18 protein-coding genes are annotated in these 17,961 nt (G+C 43.6%); 13 read left to right on the forward strand and 5 right to left on the reverse strand.

The annotated features are described in order from the left end of the window. Positions 1-72 precede the first annotated feature (72 nt). On the reverse strand, positions 73-387 hold the full coding sequence (locus tag V7K46_RS01885) for a YkvA family protein (RefSeq protein WP_335110493.1): 315 nt from the start codon (positions 385-387) through the stop codon (positions 73-75). Here V7K46_RS01885 and V7K46_RS01890 point away from each other — a divergent pair. From V7K46_RS01890 to V7K46_RS01905, 4 genes are all read left to right on the forward strand, one after another. Next, a complete protein-coding gene (locus V7K46_RS01890; RefSeq protein ID WP_335110495.1) occupies positions 375-830 on the forward strand; it encodes a hypothetical protein in 456 nt (151 codons plus the stop codon). The two genes, V7K46_RS01885 and V7K46_RS01890, sit on opposite strands and share 13 nt — an antisense overlap. 38 nt (positions 831-868) lie before the next feature. After that, entirely contained in the window at positions 869-1,597 is a 729-nt protein-coding gene (locus tag V7K46_RS01895) for a MotA/TolQ/ExbB proton channel family protein (protein ID WP_335110497.1), read from the forward strand. A gap of 41 nt (positions 1,598-1,638) precedes the next feature. Then, the gene (locus tag V7K46_RS01900) at positions 1,639-2,319 is read left to right on the forward strand and encodes an ExbD/TolR family protein (protein ID WP_335110499.1); all 681 of its coding nucleotides are present in this window, start codon (positions 1,639-1,641) and stop codon (positions 2,317-2,319) included. Between the two features lie 273 nt (positions 2,320-2,592). Then, positions 2,593-2,955, forward strand: a complete 363-nt coding sequence (locus tag V7K46_RS01905) for a phage holin family protein (RefSeq protein ID WP_335110501.1) — start codon at positions 2,593-2,595, stop codon at positions 2,953-2,955. Positions 2,956-3,044: 89 nt separating this feature from the next. Here V7K46_RS01905 and psb29 read toward each other — a convergent pair whose 3' ends face one another. Further along, on the reverse strand, positions 3,045-3,752 hold the full coding sequence (gene psb29, locus V7K46_RS01910) for a photosystem II biogenesis protein Psp29 (RefSeq protein ID WP_335110503.1): 708 nt from the start codon (positions 3,750-3,752) through the stop codon (positions 3,045-3,047). 203 nt (positions 3,753-3,955) lie between these two features. On the opposite strand from psb29, the gene V7K46_RS01915 reads away from it, so the two are divergent. After that, complete coding sequence (locus tag V7K46_RS01915) at positions 3,956-4,561, forward strand: chromophore lyase CpcT/CpeT (RefSeq protein WP_335110505.1); 606 nt, start codon at positions 3,956-3,958, stop codon at positions 4,559-4,561. A gap of 88 nt (positions 4,562-4,649) precedes the next feature. Here V7K46_RS01915 and V7K46_RS01920 read toward each other — a convergent pair whose 3' ends face one another. Further along, complete coding sequence (locus tag V7K46_RS01920) at positions 4,650-5,018, reverse strand: STAS domain-containing protein (RefSeq protein ID WP_273766782.1); 369 nt, start codon at positions 5,016-5,018, stop codon at positions 4,650-4,652. A 243-nt stretch (positions 5,019-5,261) separates the two neighbouring features. Next, on the reverse strand, positions 5,262-6,305 hold the full coding sequence (gene hemF, locus V7K46_RS01925; RefSeq protein ID WP_335110507.1) for an oxygen-dependent coproporphyrinogen oxidase: 1,044 nt from the start codon (positions 6,303-6,305) through the stop codon (positions 5,262-5,264). Positions 6,306-6,696: 391 nt separating this feature from the next. On the opposite strand from hemF, the gene V7K46_RS01930 reads away from it, so the two are divergent. The 8 genes from V7K46_RS01930 (at position 6,697) to V7K46_RS01965 (ending at position 16,729) form a co-directional block, all read left to right on the forward strand. Further along, on the forward strand, positions 6,697-7,221 hold the full coding sequence (locus tag V7K46_RS01930; protein ID WP_273766779.1) for an SRPBCC family protein: 525 nt from the start codon (positions 6,697-6,699) through the stop codon (positions 7,219-7,221). 280 nt (positions 7,222-7,501) lie between these two features. Beyond that, positions 7,502-8,572 (forward strand): Mrp/NBP35 family ATP-binding protein, encoded by a 1,071-nt coding sequence (locus tag V7K46_RS01935; RefSeq protein ID WP_335110509.1) that lies wholly within the window; start codon positions 7,502-7,504, stop codon positions 8,570-8,572. 269 nt (positions 8,573-8,841) lie between these two features. Then, positions 8,842-10,158, forward strand: coding sequence for a rod shape-determining protein RodA (gene rodA, locus V7K46_RS01940; RefSeq protein ID WP_335110511.1), 1,317 nt, complete (start codon positions 8,842-8,844; stop codon positions 10,156-10,158). Positions 10,159-10,577: 419 nt separating this feature from the next. Next, positions 10,578-10,775 (forward strand): NAD(P)H dehydrogenase subunit NdhS, encoded by a 198-nt coding sequence (locus V7K46_RS01945; protein WP_273766774.1) that lies wholly within the window; start codon positions 10,578-10,580, stop codon positions 10,773-10,775. Between the two features lie 104 nt (positions 10,776-10,879). Then, positions 10,880-11,536, forward strand: coding sequence for an HAS-barrel domain-containing protein (locus V7K46_RS01950; RefSeq protein ID WP_335110513.1), 657 nt, complete (start codon positions 10,880-10,882; stop codon positions 11,534-11,536). 141 nt (positions 11,537-11,677) lie between these two features. Continuing rightward, complete coding sequence (locus V7K46_RS01955; RefSeq protein WP_335110515.1) at positions 11,678-13,816, forward strand: cation:proton antiporter domain-containing protein; 2,139 nt, start codon at positions 11,678-11,680, stop codon at positions 13,814-13,816. Positions 13,817-14,246: 430 nt separating this feature from the next. Continuing rightward, complete coding sequence (locus V7K46_RS01960; protein WP_335110517.1) at positions 14,247-15,197, forward strand: UDP-glucuronic acid decarboxylase family protein; 951 nt, start codon at positions 14,247-14,249, stop codon at positions 15,195-15,197. A gap of 140 nt (positions 15,198-15,337) precedes the next feature. Then, positions 15,338-16,729 (forward strand): UDP-glucose dehydrogenase family protein, encoded by a 1,392-nt coding sequence (locus V7K46_RS01965; protein WP_335110520.1) that lies wholly within the window; start codon positions 15,338-15,340, stop codon positions 16,727-16,729. A gap of 374 nt (positions 16,730-17,103) precedes the next feature. Here the strand turns inward: V7K46_RS01965 and V7K46_RS01970 are convergent, their stop codons facing one another. Beyond that, positions 17,104-17,898 carry an LmeA family phospholipid-binding protein gene (locus V7K46_RS01970; protein ID WP_335110522.1) on the reverse strand — a complete coding sequence of 265 codons (795 nt, stop codon included), beginning with the start codon at positions 17,896-17,898 and terminating at the stop codon, positions 17,104-17,106. Positions 17,899-17,961: the final 63 nt, after the last annotated feature.

A 17,961-nucleotide genomic window follows, 5' to 3' on the forward strand; every position in this document is an offset into this window, starting at 1 on the left:
ATACTTCAAAAGTGCGATTGTCACAAGAGAGCGAAGTAGGGGAATTTATTAAATTTAATTTTGTATGTAAAACTACTTAACAGAGACAGCATCGACATCAATAGTGCTTGCAGTGGAGGTAGAAGCCTCAGTGGTATTAGGTACTTCAGTGCTCACATCACCCTTACGAGCTTTCCAGCCCTCAATTACTAGCCCAGACACCTCTGAAACCAGCAAAGTCAAAAGGAAAACATCATCAATCTGCCCGACAACGGGTATAAAATCTGGAAGAATATCAATTGGGCTGGCTAAATAGACTAGTGTTCCTAAAATTGCCCACCAACGGTATTTAGGGTTACGAAGCAAATCGCCATACCAGGTGTAAAGTGATTGGATTGAAAATTTCATATTTTGAACCTCCAGTTATCTTTAATTTTGGCAAATTATCTGAAAAATTCCTGGTGGGAATAACCGCCCTACTTAGTCTGGAAGACGCTACTCGTAATCTGTCACCAAATATCTACTCTGTAATTCTGCATAAGAGTTTAGTACCACAGGATCTGCTCGTTACGATCGCAAAACCGTCACGATTGATGATTGGTGTGTCAAGCCTCCAAAAAATGTCTCTACTTATGCAACAAATAATCAGGGCGATCGCACCTATATCACTACTATTTATAATTGGGACAACTTTAAGGAAACTTGATATACCAATTGCCTACCCAGCAGCAAGTTTGTCCAGCAGTCTAAGTCAAATACGCCATGCTTACACTGCCTTTTTAGGTTTTCGAGAAATTTATATTTTGGAAGTCCCTCATTTTGCATTAATCTCTAAAATTAAAATGCTTTAGCACATTTGCTCTAGTCATAAAGGGAGGAAATTTAAACAGTGGATATTTTAGATTTGTTTTATAAGGGCGGGCCAGCAATGTGGCCTTTGTTAGTTCTGTCGATTCTATCTTTGAGTGTGATTTTCGAGCGTTTGTGGTTCTGGTTGCGAATTTTGACTCAGGAAAAGCAAATAGTCGATCGCATCTTGGATGCTGCCCAGGATAATTGGCAAGTAGCTGCCGACATTGCAAGACTTGCAAGCAATCAGCCTGTTGGGCGTTTTCTCTACGCCCCCTTACGTTTTTCAAAAACTGATGCCGAAACCTTTCGACTAGCACTGGAGGCTACAGCAGAAGACGAATTGGCTGGAATGCGGCGAGGTGAAAAACTTTTAGAAGCCGTAATTGCCCTAGCGCCACTGCTGGGATTGTTGGGCACGGTTTTGGGTTTAATCCGCGCTTTGCGAGCAATTCGGATTGGCGATTTGGGAACTGAATCTACAGCTGGGGTGACTACTGGTATTGGTGAATCCCTGATTGCTACTGCAACGGGGTTAATAGTTGCCATCATTAGTTTGATATTTTACCGCCTATTTCAAAGTTTTGTAGTCAACCAAGTCAAAGTTTTTCGGAAGGCAGGGAATGAGATGGAATTGCTCTATCGCCAGTCTCCGCCTGATTTTAGTAATAGTACATCAGCAATTGTGCCGGAAAATTTCACTCCACCCCGCAAGCCAGGAAAGACTAAGGTTTCTGAACCTCCTGAACCGCCGAATGCATCTAATTAGTCAAGAATTCAACCCCAAAACCAGGCGTTTAAATTGAGAAAATGAAAGTTAATCTACATACTCCAATTGAAGAAGTCCAAATTCAAATCATCCCTTTAATTGATGTCGTTTTTTGTATTCTGACGTTTTTTTTATTAGCGGCTTTACAATTTACACGACAACAGGCAATAAATGTTGATTTGCCCAAAGCCAGCGCCAGTTCAGTATCTGGAATAACATCACAGAGTGGAAGTCTGATTGTAACTATCGATGCTGTTGGCAATACTTACATAGAAAAACAGCTTGTCAAACGGGAGGATTTGGGAGCGAGGTTAAAACAGTATCTCCAAGCAAACCCCAGTGCTGTTGTGGTGCTGAATGCTTCGCGGACAGCAATTTACAATGATGTGATTGAGACATTGGATTTGCTGCGGCAAGTAGGGGGCGATCGCGTTTCTTTGGGAATTATTCCTGGCCCATCTCAATCATCCACAAACTCACTCAACCAGCCTAATATCCCCTCTTTCCCAATCAATCCTGGTGCTGCACCAATTCCAGGCATCAATCCCCAAGGGAATCTTAACCCTAAATTTCCCTTAGCACCTAATTCCGTACCCTTTCCTGGCGTAAGTCAACCTCCAACTGGACAAGGCATCAGTCCTATCAATCCTGGTATTTCCAACCCACCAGCATCTCAAGCGCCTGTAGCACCTAAAAAAACCCAACCTCCTCTTAAAAGATGAGATAGGGCAAAGGGGAGCATACTTCGACTTCCGTTCGGCTCCGCTCAGGACAGGTCGCTCAGTAACCAGGGGAGCAGGGGAGAGTTAGAATTTATCTCATCTTTCCACTCCCCTTCAAGCTCTTTCCCAAACCTAAAGATATCTAAAATAAAATTCGATTAGAGAAAAATTTATTGCTAATTTATAGATAATTGGTTGAGCTTTAAAGATTTTTCCACTGATAAACTAAAGTAATTTATCACCAATTGCCATTCACGTTTCAGGGATTGTGGCATGAATATTATGACGCTTTTAATTGTTTGGGTAGTAACAGCTATCAGCTTGTTGATAATTAGCAAATTACCTCTGGGAGTCGAAATTGACACTCCAGGTAAAGCCTTCCTTTCTGCCGCAGTGCTTGGGATCGTAACAGCAATAGTCAGACCGATTTTAAGCATCGTTTTTGCAGTCCCAAATTTACTCACATTGGACTTGTTATCCAGCATTTTCACATTTATGATTGCCGTAGTTTGCTTTAGTATTGCTGCTTTGTTAGTAGAAGGCTTTCGCTTGCGTTACGGGATTTGGAGTGCTGTTATTGGGGCGTTTGCGCTGACTATAATTAACAGCTTAATCTACAAATTCTTGGGTGTCTAAAATCAAAAGTTAGGAGTTAATAGTTAGGAATTAAGAGTTATTAACAATTTATAACTCCTAACTCCTCACTCCTCCCTTCCATCTCCTAACTATTCGTTAGAACTTGGGGGAGCAACTGGGGTAGTTGATTGTTGTTTACGTTGTTCGCGTTTTTTGCGATCGGCTGAGAGCATATCTGCCATCACCACCAGTGCTTGTGCCATCTTGTCTAGATTAGAACGGTATAGCTCCAAATCTTTGTTGAGTTTGTCATTGGACAGGTGCAAGCCAGCAGCGATCGCTTTCAGCGCCTCCGTAAGTTGCTTTTCATCTTTGACCAATTCCGGATCTGACTGTTCCAATAACGAAAATACACCAATTGCGAACAAACGGTTGTATTTAAAGTTAGGATTGTTAGCGATCGCTTGCAGTTGCGCTTGCAAGTCAGCATCTCGATCTAAGAAAGTAGTTTGGCCCAACCACGCGATTAAATCTTTAACTGGCAAACCTTTAGCTACAGCTTGCAATCTTGCGGCATCCTGTTGATAGTGTTGCGGATCTTGTTCTATAGCCCGACATAGGGCGTTAAAAATTGATTCTTGATCCCGTTCTGGTAGATAGCCTTGCATGAAGCGGTCAAAGGTAGTGACGACGCCCAAGGCATAAATTGGATTGTAGCTAAAATCGATATTTACTGACAGCAGATGCATTTCCACCATCAATTCTTCAACTACCCGACGATAAATAGTGTTGATCGGACGGGTGTGAAGATTGTAAAAAGTTCGTTTTGTATCAGAGACAGTACGGACGTTATTCACAAAGAAAATGTTAAGGGCGACGTATTCTTATTTTCTCGCTTAAAGGCTACTTTGCCAAGTTTAGCTTTTGGCTGGTGACGGTTTCATTTACAATATAGATAAATCAGAAGTATTTTATCAGCTGGTAGCCACAGGGGATAAAACCCTTTCCTCTAAAAAACTAGCCAAAAATTATCATCTTTAATGATTCGTTTTTCACATTTATGAATTTCTCGCCACAGTTAATTGCTTTAGGGGAGTACCTAGCTGGTGAATTTGATAATCGGGAACAAGCCATAGGAGAACCAGTTTGGTATGTCCACCTGCGCTTGTGGCAAAGACCAGTTAATTTGTTCACAGAAGATAGTATCACCCTATTTGCCGAACAGGCTAACGTTATTAACCTAGATAAACCTTACCGCCAGCGAATTATCCGGTTACGTCAGAGGAGCGACTCTGACACATCTCTGGAAGTGCAATACTATATGCCTAAAGATCCAGGTACCTTAATCGGCGCAGGTCATAACCCGACTTTACTAAACACACTGACACCCGAACAATTAGATTTACTACCAGGTTGTATCCTAACAGTTACTCAAGAAACACTAGTTTGCGATCGCTATAAGTTTACCACTACCCCACTACCAGAGACTCGTTGCAGCTTTAGTTATCTTGGCAATAGCGTGTATGTTTCCTTGGGATTTGAAGCCACAGCGGCAGAATTTCACAGCTACGACAAAGGAATTGATCCAGCAACTGGAAAAGCAACTTGGGGAGCGATTATGGGGCCTTATCGCTACATCAAGCGAAATCAGTATTCAATAAGTTAAACTTATGATAAATATCATTAAGTCATGAAGTTTGAATTAACTTCCAACTCTTGTACAGACGCGATTAATCGCGTCTCCTAACTCTTTTTTAGCTAGCGATGCTACGAGGTACACCTTCTAAAGCTTCCTCTTCTGTTTCAAAGATTTCAAAGACAGTATCCATCATCGTCACTTCAAACACAAGTTTAGCTTCTGGATGTACATTGCAGATGCGGAAACTGCCCTTGATTTTATCTGCATCACGCATACCAGCTACCAAAGACGTAAGACCAGAACTATCAATAAAATTTACCTGAGCCAGATTTACAACTACATGGCGACTGAGTTTGGAAATACACTCCTGTAACTTCAGACGAAATTGCCAAGCAGTGGTGATATCTAGGCGACCTGCTGGCGTCAGGACAATAACGGTGTTTCCGTCTTGGGTTGTATAACTTTTTTGGTCTATCTGAATCACTAAAGCCCTCCCCGTGGCATTCCTCTTAAGATTAACTACTTACAGAATTTTATAATGCTGTCACTAGAGATTAACAAGCTATAGCTAAAATTGTCACCTTTTTCTGCTAAGTGCTTACCTTTGGTAGTTTAACTCACCAAAACAGTGCTGAGTAGCAATTTCAAATGAGGAAGTGGGGAGTGAAGGAGATGAGGAGGATATGGGAGATAGGGAAGAACTCCTAACTCCTAACTCCTAACTCAACTATTGTCTGGGTGTCCAGTTGCTCCAATCTTGAGGCTTAAGGAAGGTTTCATACAACTCGGCTTCGGGGGAATTGGGTTCTGGCTGATAGCCGTATTCCCAGCGCACTAAGGGTGGTAGGGACATGAGAATTGATTCGGTGCGTCCGTTGGTTTGCAGACCAAAAATAGTGCCTCGGTCATAAACTAAGTTAAATTCTACATACCGTCCCCGGCGGTAGAGTTGAAAATTCCGTTGGCGATCGCCATATTCTATCCCATGTCGCCGTTCTACAATTGGTACGTAAGCTGGTAAAAATGCTTTGCCACAGTCTTGCACAAAGGCAAACAAATCTTCCCAACTGCGGGTTGCTGGTGTTCCCACCTGGTCGCTATAAATAGCCGCTTCCCCATTCGGATTTGGCCCGCGATATAAACCACCCTGACCATCTTGGTAATCAAAAAACAGACCACCAACACCCCGTGTCTCATCACGATGCTTCAGGTAGAAATATTCATCACACCACCGCTTAAACACCGGGTAATATTCTGGGTGGTTTTGGTCACAAGCCTGTTTTAATGTTTTGTGTAAATGTGCCGCATCTTCAGCAAAGGGGTAATAAGGTGTCAAGTCAATACCACCACCAAACCACCAAACTGGCCCCGCTTCAAAGTAGCGATAATTTAGATGAACTGTAGGCACGTAAGGATTGCGAGGATGTAATACCATTGAAGTGCCCGTGGCATAAAAGGCATGCCCTGCTGCTTCCGGGCGTTGGGTTAAAATTGAGGCTGGCAAATGGGAACCCGAAACTTCAGAAAAATTTACACCTGCTTGTTCAAATATTGCACCTTCTCGCAGCACACGCGATCGCCCTCCACCTCCTTCTGGGCGTTCCCAACTATCTTCGAGAAACTTGCCCACACCATCTAGTTTTGTTAACGTTTGGGTGATTTCGTCTTGCAGCTGTTTCATAAACTGACTCACCCTAGTCTGAGCGTCAGTTGCTGGCAAAGACTTCGATGATTCTGCTACTACAGTTGGTATTTGCGAGTTGGTCAACATAGATTCCCGAACCTAAATTACAATTTCCAGAAAGCCACAAATTTCTTATCTTCAAATTTGGGGGAAACACGCGCCAACAATCAAGCTGTATTTGCCCAACCCGGTTTTTTATTACTGGTTAAGCATTTATCCGATTGATGGGCATCACTAGAGTTATTTTCCCTCAAATGCGTATAGGCTTATATATTGACTGAGTTTTTATTTGTTAATTTTAACTATTTCGCGCCCTCGTCCCCCACGCTCATTTGGTACTCCAAATCAGTGGCGGGATATAAAGTGGTTATAAACGGAGCAAGATCCCGCAGGGTAACGCCCTTGTCACAAACTGAGCATAGTTGCCCACCATACCAGAGTTACCAGAAAGTGTCTAGGAAGGAGGAGGATTAAAAAAATGCAAGGTTGGTTATCCAAATTCATCCACCGCAAACGTCGGCGGTTTTGCGCTTCTCTGGTGCGGACGTATCGAGAGATTAGTTCTGCTTCTGTAGATGAACTGTGGCAAAAAGTGGCTGACTTAACAGATGTTTCCTGGCATCCACTACTTAAGAGTACTAACGTGCCCTACGGATTAGTACCCAAACCAGGATTAATTTTTCATGCTGTAACACGCTTTTGGCCGATTCCCATCCGAATTTTTGTGGAGCGCGTCAATCATAGAGAGATGCTGAGTATCCGAGTGCTGGCGATTCCTGGGATAGAAGAACGGGTGACTTATCAAGTAGAGTCAACGGTTTGTGGTACTTGTCTGTCTTATTCTGTAACACTACGGGGTTGGTTATCGCCCCTGATTTGGTCTTTATCCCGTCCTTATGCAGACCGCGTAGCACGGTCTTTAGTAGAGGCAGTAGAAAAGACGGCATTATCAACGGTATCTGGTAAGAAAAAATCCCTTAATGACAGTTGTTTTGATTTTTAGGTGATGGGGACTGGAGACTTTTAAGGGGCACAAGGGCAGTTCTTGTAGGTGAAAGGGGGAAAATACTCCCCTCTGCTCCCCTGCTTCTTTTTCCATGCCAATAACTAATCCCTAAAGAAAGTTAAGATTCTATTAGGTGATAATGCAATTTGCTAAGTTTTGTTACGGCAGTAACAGTGAAAACACTAAGCTGACCTTACTTAAAAAAGCATCCAGTTAATAACTAAGATGTTCGCCACGAGTGTATTTTTTCATTTTCAATTTTGAATTTTGAATTTTTATGTACGATGTCCTCGACTCCCGCTCTGTGTTAGAAGTGTTGCGACCAGTAGAAGACCCAGAACTCCGCAAAAGTCTGGTAGAACTGAATATGATTCGCAACGTGAAAATTGACGATGGTAAGGTTAGCTTCACTTTGGTGTTGACCACTCCTGCCTGTCCTTTACGTGAATTTATCGTTGAAGACTGTCAGAAAGCTGTCAAAAAGCTTCCAGGCGTTACAGATGTAAGCATAGAAGTGACGGCAGAAACACCGCAACAAAAAAGTTTGCCTGACCGCACTGGTATTTCTGGGGTCAAAAATATTATTGCTGTTTCCAGCGGTAAAGGTGGCGTTGGTAAAAGTACGGTGGCGGTGAATGTAGCAGTAGCTTTAGCCCAAACTGGGGCGAAAGTCGGCTTGTTAGATGCTGATATTTACGGCCCCAATGACCCTACCATGCTGGGTTTAGCTGATGCCCAAATTACTGTCCGCTCAACCGAAACAGGTGACATCCTAGAACCTGCTTTTAATCACGGCGTCAAATTAGTTTCAATGGGCTTTTTGATTGACCGAGATCAACCAGTAATTTGGCGTGGGCCTATGCTCAATGGTGTAATTCGCCAGTTTCTCTATCAAGTGCAATGGGGAGAACTGGACTATTTAATTGTAGATATGCCACCGGGAACCGGAGATGCTCAGTTAACTTTAACCCAAGCAGTGCCGATGGCAGGGGCAGTAATTGTCACCACGCCGCAAACTGTAGCCCTGTTAGATTCTCGCAAGGGATTGCGGATGTTCCAGCAGATGAATGTCCCGGTATTGGGGATCGTGGAAAATATGAGCTATTTTATCCCCCCCGATCAGCCGGATAAGCAGTATGACATCTTCGGTTCCGGTGGTGGCTCCAAAACAGCCGCTGAATTGGGAGTGCCACTGTTGGGGTGCGTGCCGCTAGAGATTTCCACACGAGTTGGCGGTGATAATGGTGTGCCGATAGTCGTAGGTGAACCAGATTCAGCTTCAGCAAAAGCATTAACAGCGATCGCTCTTACCATTGCTGGTAAAGTATCAGTTGCTGCTTTGACATAATTAATTTTAATTTCTATCTACTTCTTGGGCTATAGCTTGGGAATACTAGGGATTGGGTATGGGGACTGAGACATGGGGACAAGGAAGATAAGTAGAGAAGTCTAAGGTAAGACTTCCTTAAATCAGAACTTTAGAGGGACAACGAGAATAAGCAATGCCCAATACTTCTCTACAAAAGGCTGCGCCAACGGCAACTCTTAGAGACGCTCTTGCGTTCGCTCAGTACAAGTGCCCAATACCCGACATTTAAAAAAGTCTAAACTGGCACAATGTTGTTAAAACGATCGCTCCCCAAAATTCGCTGGAAGTCTTGGGTTAAGCCCTGGCAGGATGTAGATTGGCTACTATTTTGTTTGCCAATTGCTGTCAGTATCTTTGGTGGCATGATGATCCTCAGCACGGAACTGAAGCAGCCAGTAACTGACTGGTGGTGGCACTGGCTGGTAGCGGGTATCGGTGTGCTTATAGCTCTATTTTTATCTCGCACGCGTTACGAACTCTTGATGCAATGGCACTGGGTAACATACGCACTAACGAACTTCAGCTTAATCGCTGTGATGATTGCTGGTACTAGCGCCAAAGGGGCGCAGCGGTGGATTAGTATCGCTGGTTTTAACGTGCAACCCTCAGAATTTGCCAAAGTCGGCATGATCATCACCTTAGCAGCTTTGTTACACAGGCGTACTGCTTCTAGTCTTGAAGGTGTTTTCCGGGTTCTGGCAATCACTGCTATACCTTGGGGATTAGTATTTTTACAGCCAGATTTAGCAACATCACTGGTATTTGGTGCGATCGTTTTAGGAATGCTTTACTGGGCAAATGCTAATCCAGGTTGGTTAGTTCTGATGATTTCTCCGGTGGTTGCCGCCATTTTGCTGAGTATATCTTGGCCATTAGCAGAGCCAGTAGTTTTATTCAAAGAACTATCTTTTGGCCCATTAGGGCTAGTTTGGTCAGTTGCGATGGCTATTGTGGGCTGGCAAACTCTTCCCTGGCGTCGATTTGGTTTCGGTGCTATCAGTGCATGGAGTCTCAATATACTGGGTGGCGAATTAGGAGTCTTCGCCTGGAACCATATTTTGAAACTGTATCAAAAAGAGCGGCTAACTGTATTCATGGACCCCGATCATGATCCACTAGGTGCTGGGTATCACTTAATCCAATCTCGGATTGCTATTGGTGCTGGTGAAATTTGGGGATGGGGTCTGTTCAAGGGGCCAATGACACAACTGAATTTTGTACCTGAACAGCATACAGACTTTATTTTCTCAGCAGTGGGGGAAGAATTCGGTTTTGTTGGTTGTTTGGTAGTGCTGTTTGTCTTCTGCTTAATTTGCTTTCGTCTACTGCATATTGCCCAAACCGCCAAAGATAACTTTGGTTCCTTGTTGGCTATTGGCGTTTTGTCCATGATTGTGTTTCAGGTGATTGTGAATGTTGGCATGACTGTAGGTTTAGCGCCTGTGGCAGGAATTCCGCTACCTTGGATGAGTTATGGGCGTTCTGCTATGCTGACCAACTTCATTTCCTTGGGAATAGTAGAATCGGTAGCAAATTTTCGCCAAAGACAGAAGTATTATTCATGAGTCAAGGATGAAAAACTCCTAGACTGTGGACTTTAGGACTTACCACACAAGATATTTTAAAAAGAGGGCTTTTGGTTCCCCCTCCTTTTTAAAGCTACCGTATACACACAAGTCGGAAAACCTCATCCACATTGGCTTGAATCCGTAGGTTGTGTTATAGACATTAGTCATAACGCACTCAAAATCTGGGATGGTGCCCTACCTTCAGGAATAACACTAATTTAGCGATCGCTTTCCTACTCTTGGGTAAACCGAAAATCTGAGATGGTGCGTTAGCCATTACCCTCAGAATTTATTTATTCCAAGGCGGGTTGGCAACGAAGCCAGAGATTAAAAAGATATGGGTAACGACAAGCATTTAGGCTGGGGACTGTCAAAAGTATTAAGCTATATAACAGGAAACAAGCGAGGCTAAAAACATGATTCTGCCTGGAGCAACTGTTCGCGTCAACAATCGTGCAGATACCTATTACCGCTACGAAGGACTCGTGCAACGGGTGAGTGATGGCAAAGTAGCCGTATTATTTGAAGGTGGGAACTGGGATAAATTAGTTACCTTCCGCCTGAGCGAATTGTCACTCGTAGAGACCACAGCCGGACGTAAAAAAGCCAAATAAGATTAGTTAGGAGTGAGATTAGTTAGGAGTTAGGAGTTATGATTCCTCAACTCATCACTCTTAACTCATAACTCCTAACTCTTAATTCATAACTCAGCACTCCCATGCGCCTTCCCCTACCACAGTTTGCTACTGGCGATCGCCATCCCAACCACATTGCGGAGGTGATTGAGACTAATAGCACCGAATTTTTGGCCCAGTGTTTGGAACCGGAAGATTTGAGCTTTCCCTCCATGCCACCTTTTGGTAGTTGGGTCTGTTCTGTAGATGAAGAATCTGGCAATCAAGTTTTTGCTGTGGTGTATTATGCCACAACCATGCCCATAGATTCCGTACACCGGGCCAGAGCTTTGGGGTTGTCATTGCAAGACTTACGCGAGGAACAACCCCAAATATTTGCCATGCTCAGAACTGAATTCCGGGCTGCGATCGTGGGATTTGAGCAGTCTTCCCAAAATCGAGGTTATAACCAAAGAATATATCAGTATCTACCACCCCGTCCTCCGCAAATTCATCAAGCAGTTTATCGGTGCGAACCAGAAGCAATCATTAAATTTACTGAAGAACTAGATTTTTTGCGGACACTGCTTTCTATAAACGGTGCGCCAGTAGAGTCTTTGAGTGCAGCTGCCATTCGAGATGTATACCAGTTACGCAAAGCTGACCGAGAATGGCTAATTAAAGCTGGACGTAACCTGAGCGTGCTACTTAAAGACGACTACGATCGCTTGCGGTTCATTTTGAGTCAAATCCATCCGTAGGTAGTTAGTTCTTAAACAATTGCCTAGTTAGTGTAAGTTAATATTTTTGATTTTTCGTCAGGTGGCTTCTACATTTATATCGCTCAGGCGATCGGTCCCAAGGTAATCGCAGTTTTACCATAGCCCCTTCAATTCCTACCTATGGAACTCATATCACAAGTTCTTGTTCTGGAACCAACTTCCCAAGTTCTTGGCAAGGAACCAATTGTTCCCTTTGCTATTTTGCTGGTGGTCATCTTAGTTATACCCATCATGTTTGAGCGGCTAAGATTACCAGTATTAGTGGGTTTGGTTTTCTCAGGGCTAGTACTTGGGCCCTCAGGCTGGAATCTATTTCAGTCTGACTCGCCGCTGATTAACCTGCTATCAGACATTGGTTTAATTTACTTGCTGTTTGTCGCAGGGCTAGAAGTTGATCTAGAACAGTTCCGCCGCCAGAAAAGTCGTGCTTTTGGGTTTGCTAGCTTGACTTTCAGTGTACCCCTGGTGATGGGAACCTTAGTAGCACTAATTTTAGGCTCTGGCTGGAATACTTCAATATTAATTGGCTCTTTATTCGCTTCCTATACCCTTTTGGCATATCCCATAATCAGCCGTTTGGGAGTGGTCAACAATGAAGCTGTTACTGTCACCATTGGAGCTAAGATTTTTACAGATATTGGTGCAGTGCTGATATTAGCGGTTTGTGTAGGCATCACTCATACTGGAGCATTCAGTTTTGCTAAACTACTCACCTTGTCGGGTTGGTTAACTATTTACTCTGTTGCTGTTGTCACAGGCTTTGATTGGGCAGGCAAAGAATTTTTCAAACGGTCTGGAGACGACGAAGGAAACAAGTTTTTGTTTGTGTTGCTTTCTGTGTTTCTGGCGGCTGTGGGCGCTCAATTGATTGGGGTAGAAAAAATTGTTGGTGCTTTTTTAGCGGGTTTGGCGGTGAATGAAGCTGTGGGTGAAGGCCCAGTCAAAGAAAAGGTGGTATTTATTGGCAGTGTGCTATTTATTCCCATTTTCTTTGTTGACCTTGGCTTACTGATCAATCTACCTGCCTCTGTGAACAACCTGGACACGCTCAAGTTAACGCTGTTGATGATAGTCGGTTTGATTGTCAGTAAATTAATTGCAGCTTTGTTCACAAAACTGGTTTACCGCTACAAGTGGCAAGAAATGCTAACCATCTGGTCGTTATCACTTCCCCAGGTTGCTACAACCCTAGCAGCAACGTTAGTGGGATATCGGGCTGAGTTGCTGCCACTAGAAGTATTACACAGTGTGATTGTCTTAATGCTTGTTACATCAACCTTGGGGCCGTTGATAACTAGTAGAATAGCTGTTGGTTTGAATTCCTCACCAGCCGAAGATCCAGCACCACCCCTACCTGACCAAAACGCACCAGAAACAGACAGTGCCTTTACTATAGTCGTACCTGTTTATAATCCTCAGACCGAGCAGTATTTGATTGAAATGGCGGCATTATTAGCGCGTCAGTCTCAAGGCAAAATTGTACCACTAGCGATCGCTGCTGCTGCTGCTCAGATGGATGCACCGCAGTTAGAAGCCTCTCTACAACGGAGTGAGCGGTTATTGACCAAAGCCACGGCCCAAAGTCGAGTATTGGGTGTAGCCGCAGAACCACTGCTACGAATTGATGATGCCTTTGCTCAGGGAATTAGCAGAGCTGCTCGTGAACAAAATGCTAATTTAATTGTTATGGGTTGGGGTAAACGGACTGGGTTACGAGCGCGTTTATTTGGGAATGTGATTGATGGTGTGCTTTGGGCATCCCATTGTCCAGTAGCGGTGACACGTCTAGTAGAATCACCGAAAAAAATTCAGCGCATCTTAGTACCAGTAGAAAACTTAACAGCACATACATTACAGCCTGTGCAATTTGCCCAGATGCTGGCAGAAGCAAATCAGAGCCACATTACTGTGCTGAATGTGTGCGATCGCCGCACTAGTTCCAGTAAAATTGCTTGGAGGCGATCGCATCTCTCCCTATTGGTATCTAAATTAGCTTTGACCAATACCCCAGAAATTCAAATTATCGCTCATGAAAATGTTGCCCAAGCAATTTTGCAGGCAGCACGATTATATGATTTAGTAGTTTTACCTTTTATACGTAATCGTACCAGCCCTGGAGGGTTAGCCATTAGCGATGTCACAACCCAGTTAGCCAGACAACTCACCTGCTCCATTATCATGCTTGGAGAACCGCAAAGCATTCAAACCACAAATATAGTTATGTCTAACCCGGTTACCAGCATTACATCTGCTGTATGATTCGAGGCAGAGTTCAGTCAACAAGAGGATGAAGGGACGACTTGGAAACAGGGGGACGACTTTGCATTGACATTTTTGCAAAAAATGAATCGACTGTAGGGATGTACAACTCTACATTTCTGGTCAACCTCCTCTCTGCTCTTTGCATCCGAGTCAGAACAGTAATAACCGTAAAAACACTTTATATTATTGAAGATTTGATGAACTTTAGGTGGAAGACTGACAATCTTGAGACTAAGTTTGTTATTTTGCTAGTTAAATTCCTAAGGAAGCAGGTAAAAATATTACAAAACTATAATCTAAGTAAGTTCAACAACATTTATTGATTGAACCTTGTTCTTTTTTTCGTTTTGTATTTTTGTCCTCAAGCTGGGTAATCTAAAAGTAAGTGCAATAGCTACTGAAAATATTTGTAAGTAACTGGGAAACTATGAGAATTTTGGTGACGGGCGGTGCTGGGTTTATTGGTTCCCATCTTATCGACCGACTAATGACTGATGGGCATGAATTAATATGCTTGGATAATTTTTACACGGGTCACAAACGCAACATTATTAAATGGTTAGGTCATCCGTACTTTGAACTTATCCGCCACGATATTACCGAACCAATTCGGTTAGAAGTGGATCAAATTTATCATTTAGCTTGTCCTGCTTCTCCGGTACATTACCAGTACAACCCAGTTAAAACCGTAAAAACTAACGTGATGGGAACATTAAATATGTTGGGGCTGGCTAAACGTGTGAAAGCTAGGTTTTTCTTGGCTTCAACTAGTGAAGTATACGGAGATCCAGAAGTTCATCCCCAACCCGAAGAGTACAGGGGTAGCGTCAATCCCATTGGGATACGTTCATGCTACGACGAAGGCAAAAGAATTGCTGAGACTCTAGCATTTGATTACTACAGGCAAAATAAAGTTGATATTCGAGTTGCTCGGATTTTCAATACCTACGGACCAAGAATGTTAGAAAACGATGGTCGGGTGGTGAGCAACTTTATAGTTCAAGCCTTGCGAGGTAATCCTTTAACCGTGTACGGTGATGGTTCGCAAACTCGTAGTTTCTGCTACGTTTCCGATTTAGTGGAAGGATTCATCCGCCTGATGAATGGCGAGTACATCGGCCCAGTAAATTTGGGCAATCCTGGTGAATACACCATTTTACAATTAGCACAAGCAGTGCAAAATATGATCAACCCGGAGGCACAGATTAAGTTCGAGACACTACCTTCGGACGATCCCCGGCGTCGCCAGCCTGATATCACAAAGGCAAAAACTTGGTTAAATTGGGAACCTACAATTCCTCTGCAAGAGGGGTTAAAACTAACAATAGAAGATTTTCGCGATCGCATTCAAAGCGATGTCAATAATTCAACTATTTAAAGCGCCTAGTGTCGCTCTGAATTTTCATACAGGTTCGCTCTCGATAACTAATATCCTTAGTGGCTGAGTTTCCTGGCAGTGTATAAGTGTCTGAGAACTTCTTTTTGAAGACTAATCCCAAAAAAGTGAGGAGTTAAAAAATGCGTGTTTGCGTGATTGGTACTGGTTACGTTGGTTTAGTTACAGGTGCTTGCTTGGCTCATATTGGACATGATGTAATTTGCGTAGACAACAACGAAGAAAAAGTTAAGTTAATGAAGTCTGGACAGTCCCCAATTTTTGAGCCGGGACTCTCAGAAATTATGCAGTCCGCCATTCAAACAGAGAAAATTCATTTTACTAGTGATCTCGCTGCTGGAGTTACCCACGGAGAAATTCTGTTTATTGCTGTGGGAACACCACCTTTACCCACTGGTGAAAGTGATACTCGTTATGTTGAAGCTGTAGCCCGTGGGATTGGGGAAAATCTCAACGGTGGTTATAAAGTCATAGTGAATAAATCTACAGTCCCCATTGGCTCAGGTGACTGGGTGCGGATGCTTGTTCTAGATGGTACTGCTGAACGGCAGAAAACATTAGTAACCGCAGGTGGGGTGTTGAGTGATGAGAAATTACCTGAGGTTGCAGCCCAGTTTGATGTGATCAGCAATCCAGAGTTTTTGCGCGAAGGTTCGGCAGTTCACGACACCTTCAACCCCGATCGCATTGTACTAGGAGGCAATAGTCAAAGGGCAGTAGCCTTGATGCAACAACTGTATGCCCCAATTGTGGAACGCAAGTATGCTGAGGATCAATCTTTACCCCCTGTGCCCATTTTGGCAACAGACCTGAGTTCGGCGGAGATGATCAAATACGCCGCTAATGCCTTTTTAGCCACTAAGATTAGTTTTATTAACGAAGTTGCTAATATTTGCGATCGCGTCGGTGCTGATGTCACCCAAGTAGCTAAAGGTATTGGTCTAGACTCCCGCATTGGTAACAAGTTTTTACAAGCTGGTATTGGTTGGGGCGGTTCTTGCTTTCCCAAAGATGTCTCCGCCCTGATTCACACTGCTGATGACTATGGTTATGAAGCCCAGCTACTGAAATCCGCTGTCAGTGTCAACGAACGTCAGCGGTTGATTGCTCTGGAGAAACTCCAACATGTTCTGAAAATTCTCAAAGGCAAAACAGTCGGACTACTCGGACTGACCTTCAAGCCAGATACCGACGACTTGCGCGACGCCCCAGCACTCAACCTAATTGAGCAGCTAAACCGACTAGGAGCCAAAGTCAAAGCGTATGACCCCATTGTTTCCCAAACAGGTCTACGTCATGGGCTTTCCGGTGTACTAGTAGAAACCGATGCCGAAAGACTTGCTGACGGCTGCGATGCTTTAGTACTCGTCACCGAATGGCAGCAGTTCAGCACTCTGGATTATGTGAAGATGGCAAAATTGATGGCTCACCCCGTTATCATCGATGGTCGTAACTTCCTCAACCCCGAAACAATGATCCGGGCTGGATTCCAATATGTAGGCGTGGGAAGATAGATAGTTAGGAGTTATGAGTTATGAGTGATCAATGATGGATAAGAATTACTTACAACCTATAATCCATAACTGCTGACTCTAACTCTCTTAAAAACCCAAGAATTTATTTACAATACCGCCTAGATTGTTTTAGGCGGTATTTAATTTTGTTTTAGAGCTTCGCGCAAAGATGCTAAAAAAAATGAATTCGACGGCTCATATAGCGTCCGTCTAATTAGCTGAATCAAAGTACCTCTAATAGATTTTACTACATAAAACCGTCCCTCTGCGACGGGACAGAGGGACAGACTTGAACTTTAGTTCAAGGCAGGGAGAGGTTCGCCGAACTCACGTTAAAAAAACTTTACTTACCTTGTTTACGTGAAAGTTTCATGTCAAGTGCTACTGGGAATACGCTCAATTTCAGCATATCCACTGAAAATAAGTTTTTGACCTTCAGTTTCTAATCGGTTGAGCCGCATTTTCACTCCATCGAGGTCAAAGCGATCCAAATCAACCATATTATCCAAAATTTCTACCAGTGCCACGCTCAAGGTTTGCGAGATTTCCCGTTGGGCTTGTGGCACTTGGTCGAGTTCAATTTTCGGATCTTTGAAAGAAACTCGCCGCCGCCTTTCAATGCCTATAGTTAGAATCATGCTCAGGGGTACAAGTTCACCATTGTTTAAATCTGCTTTTGCTACGAGCTGTAAGCGATTTTCAGGTAATAGCTGTACCTGAACTTCCGTAAAGGAGACAGGTTCACCGCCAGATAATGCTGTCAGTGATGGTACCGAGAGATTAAGCAGACGCTTTTTCACCAGTTCCGCATTAAAGGCTTGGTTGATGCCTGCTTCTGATAGAATTACTTGAGCGATCGCTTGGGTGGGTTGTTTAAGACTGAGTTTGCCCTTTAAAACAGAGCCGAAGTCAATGGCAACCGCATCGGTTTCAAAAGACATCTCCTCTACGGCGAAATCTCTCCGAATCACCAAGCCACTACCGCTCATTTTGAAGCTATCAATGCTGCCTTGCAACAGTTTGCTGGAGGGATAGCAGCGCACAAAAACTTCTACTGACTCGCTTTGGGTAAACAGGTGGCGAATCGTTTGGCTGGCGACTGTGTTGAGCATCCGCTCTCCCCAATCTGTGCCTTTAGGATTTTGTAAACCAGTAAGTCCGCCGAACATGTGGTTTTTAGTCTCTAGAAGTTCTTTGTACTTTTGTAACAAACTGTGAAGAATACAGCAAGC

The organism is Nostoc sp. (genome assembly GCF_036917395.1).
Taxonomy (GTDB): Bacteria; Cyanobacteriota; Cyanobacteriia; order Cyanobacteriales; family Nostocaceae; genus Nostoc.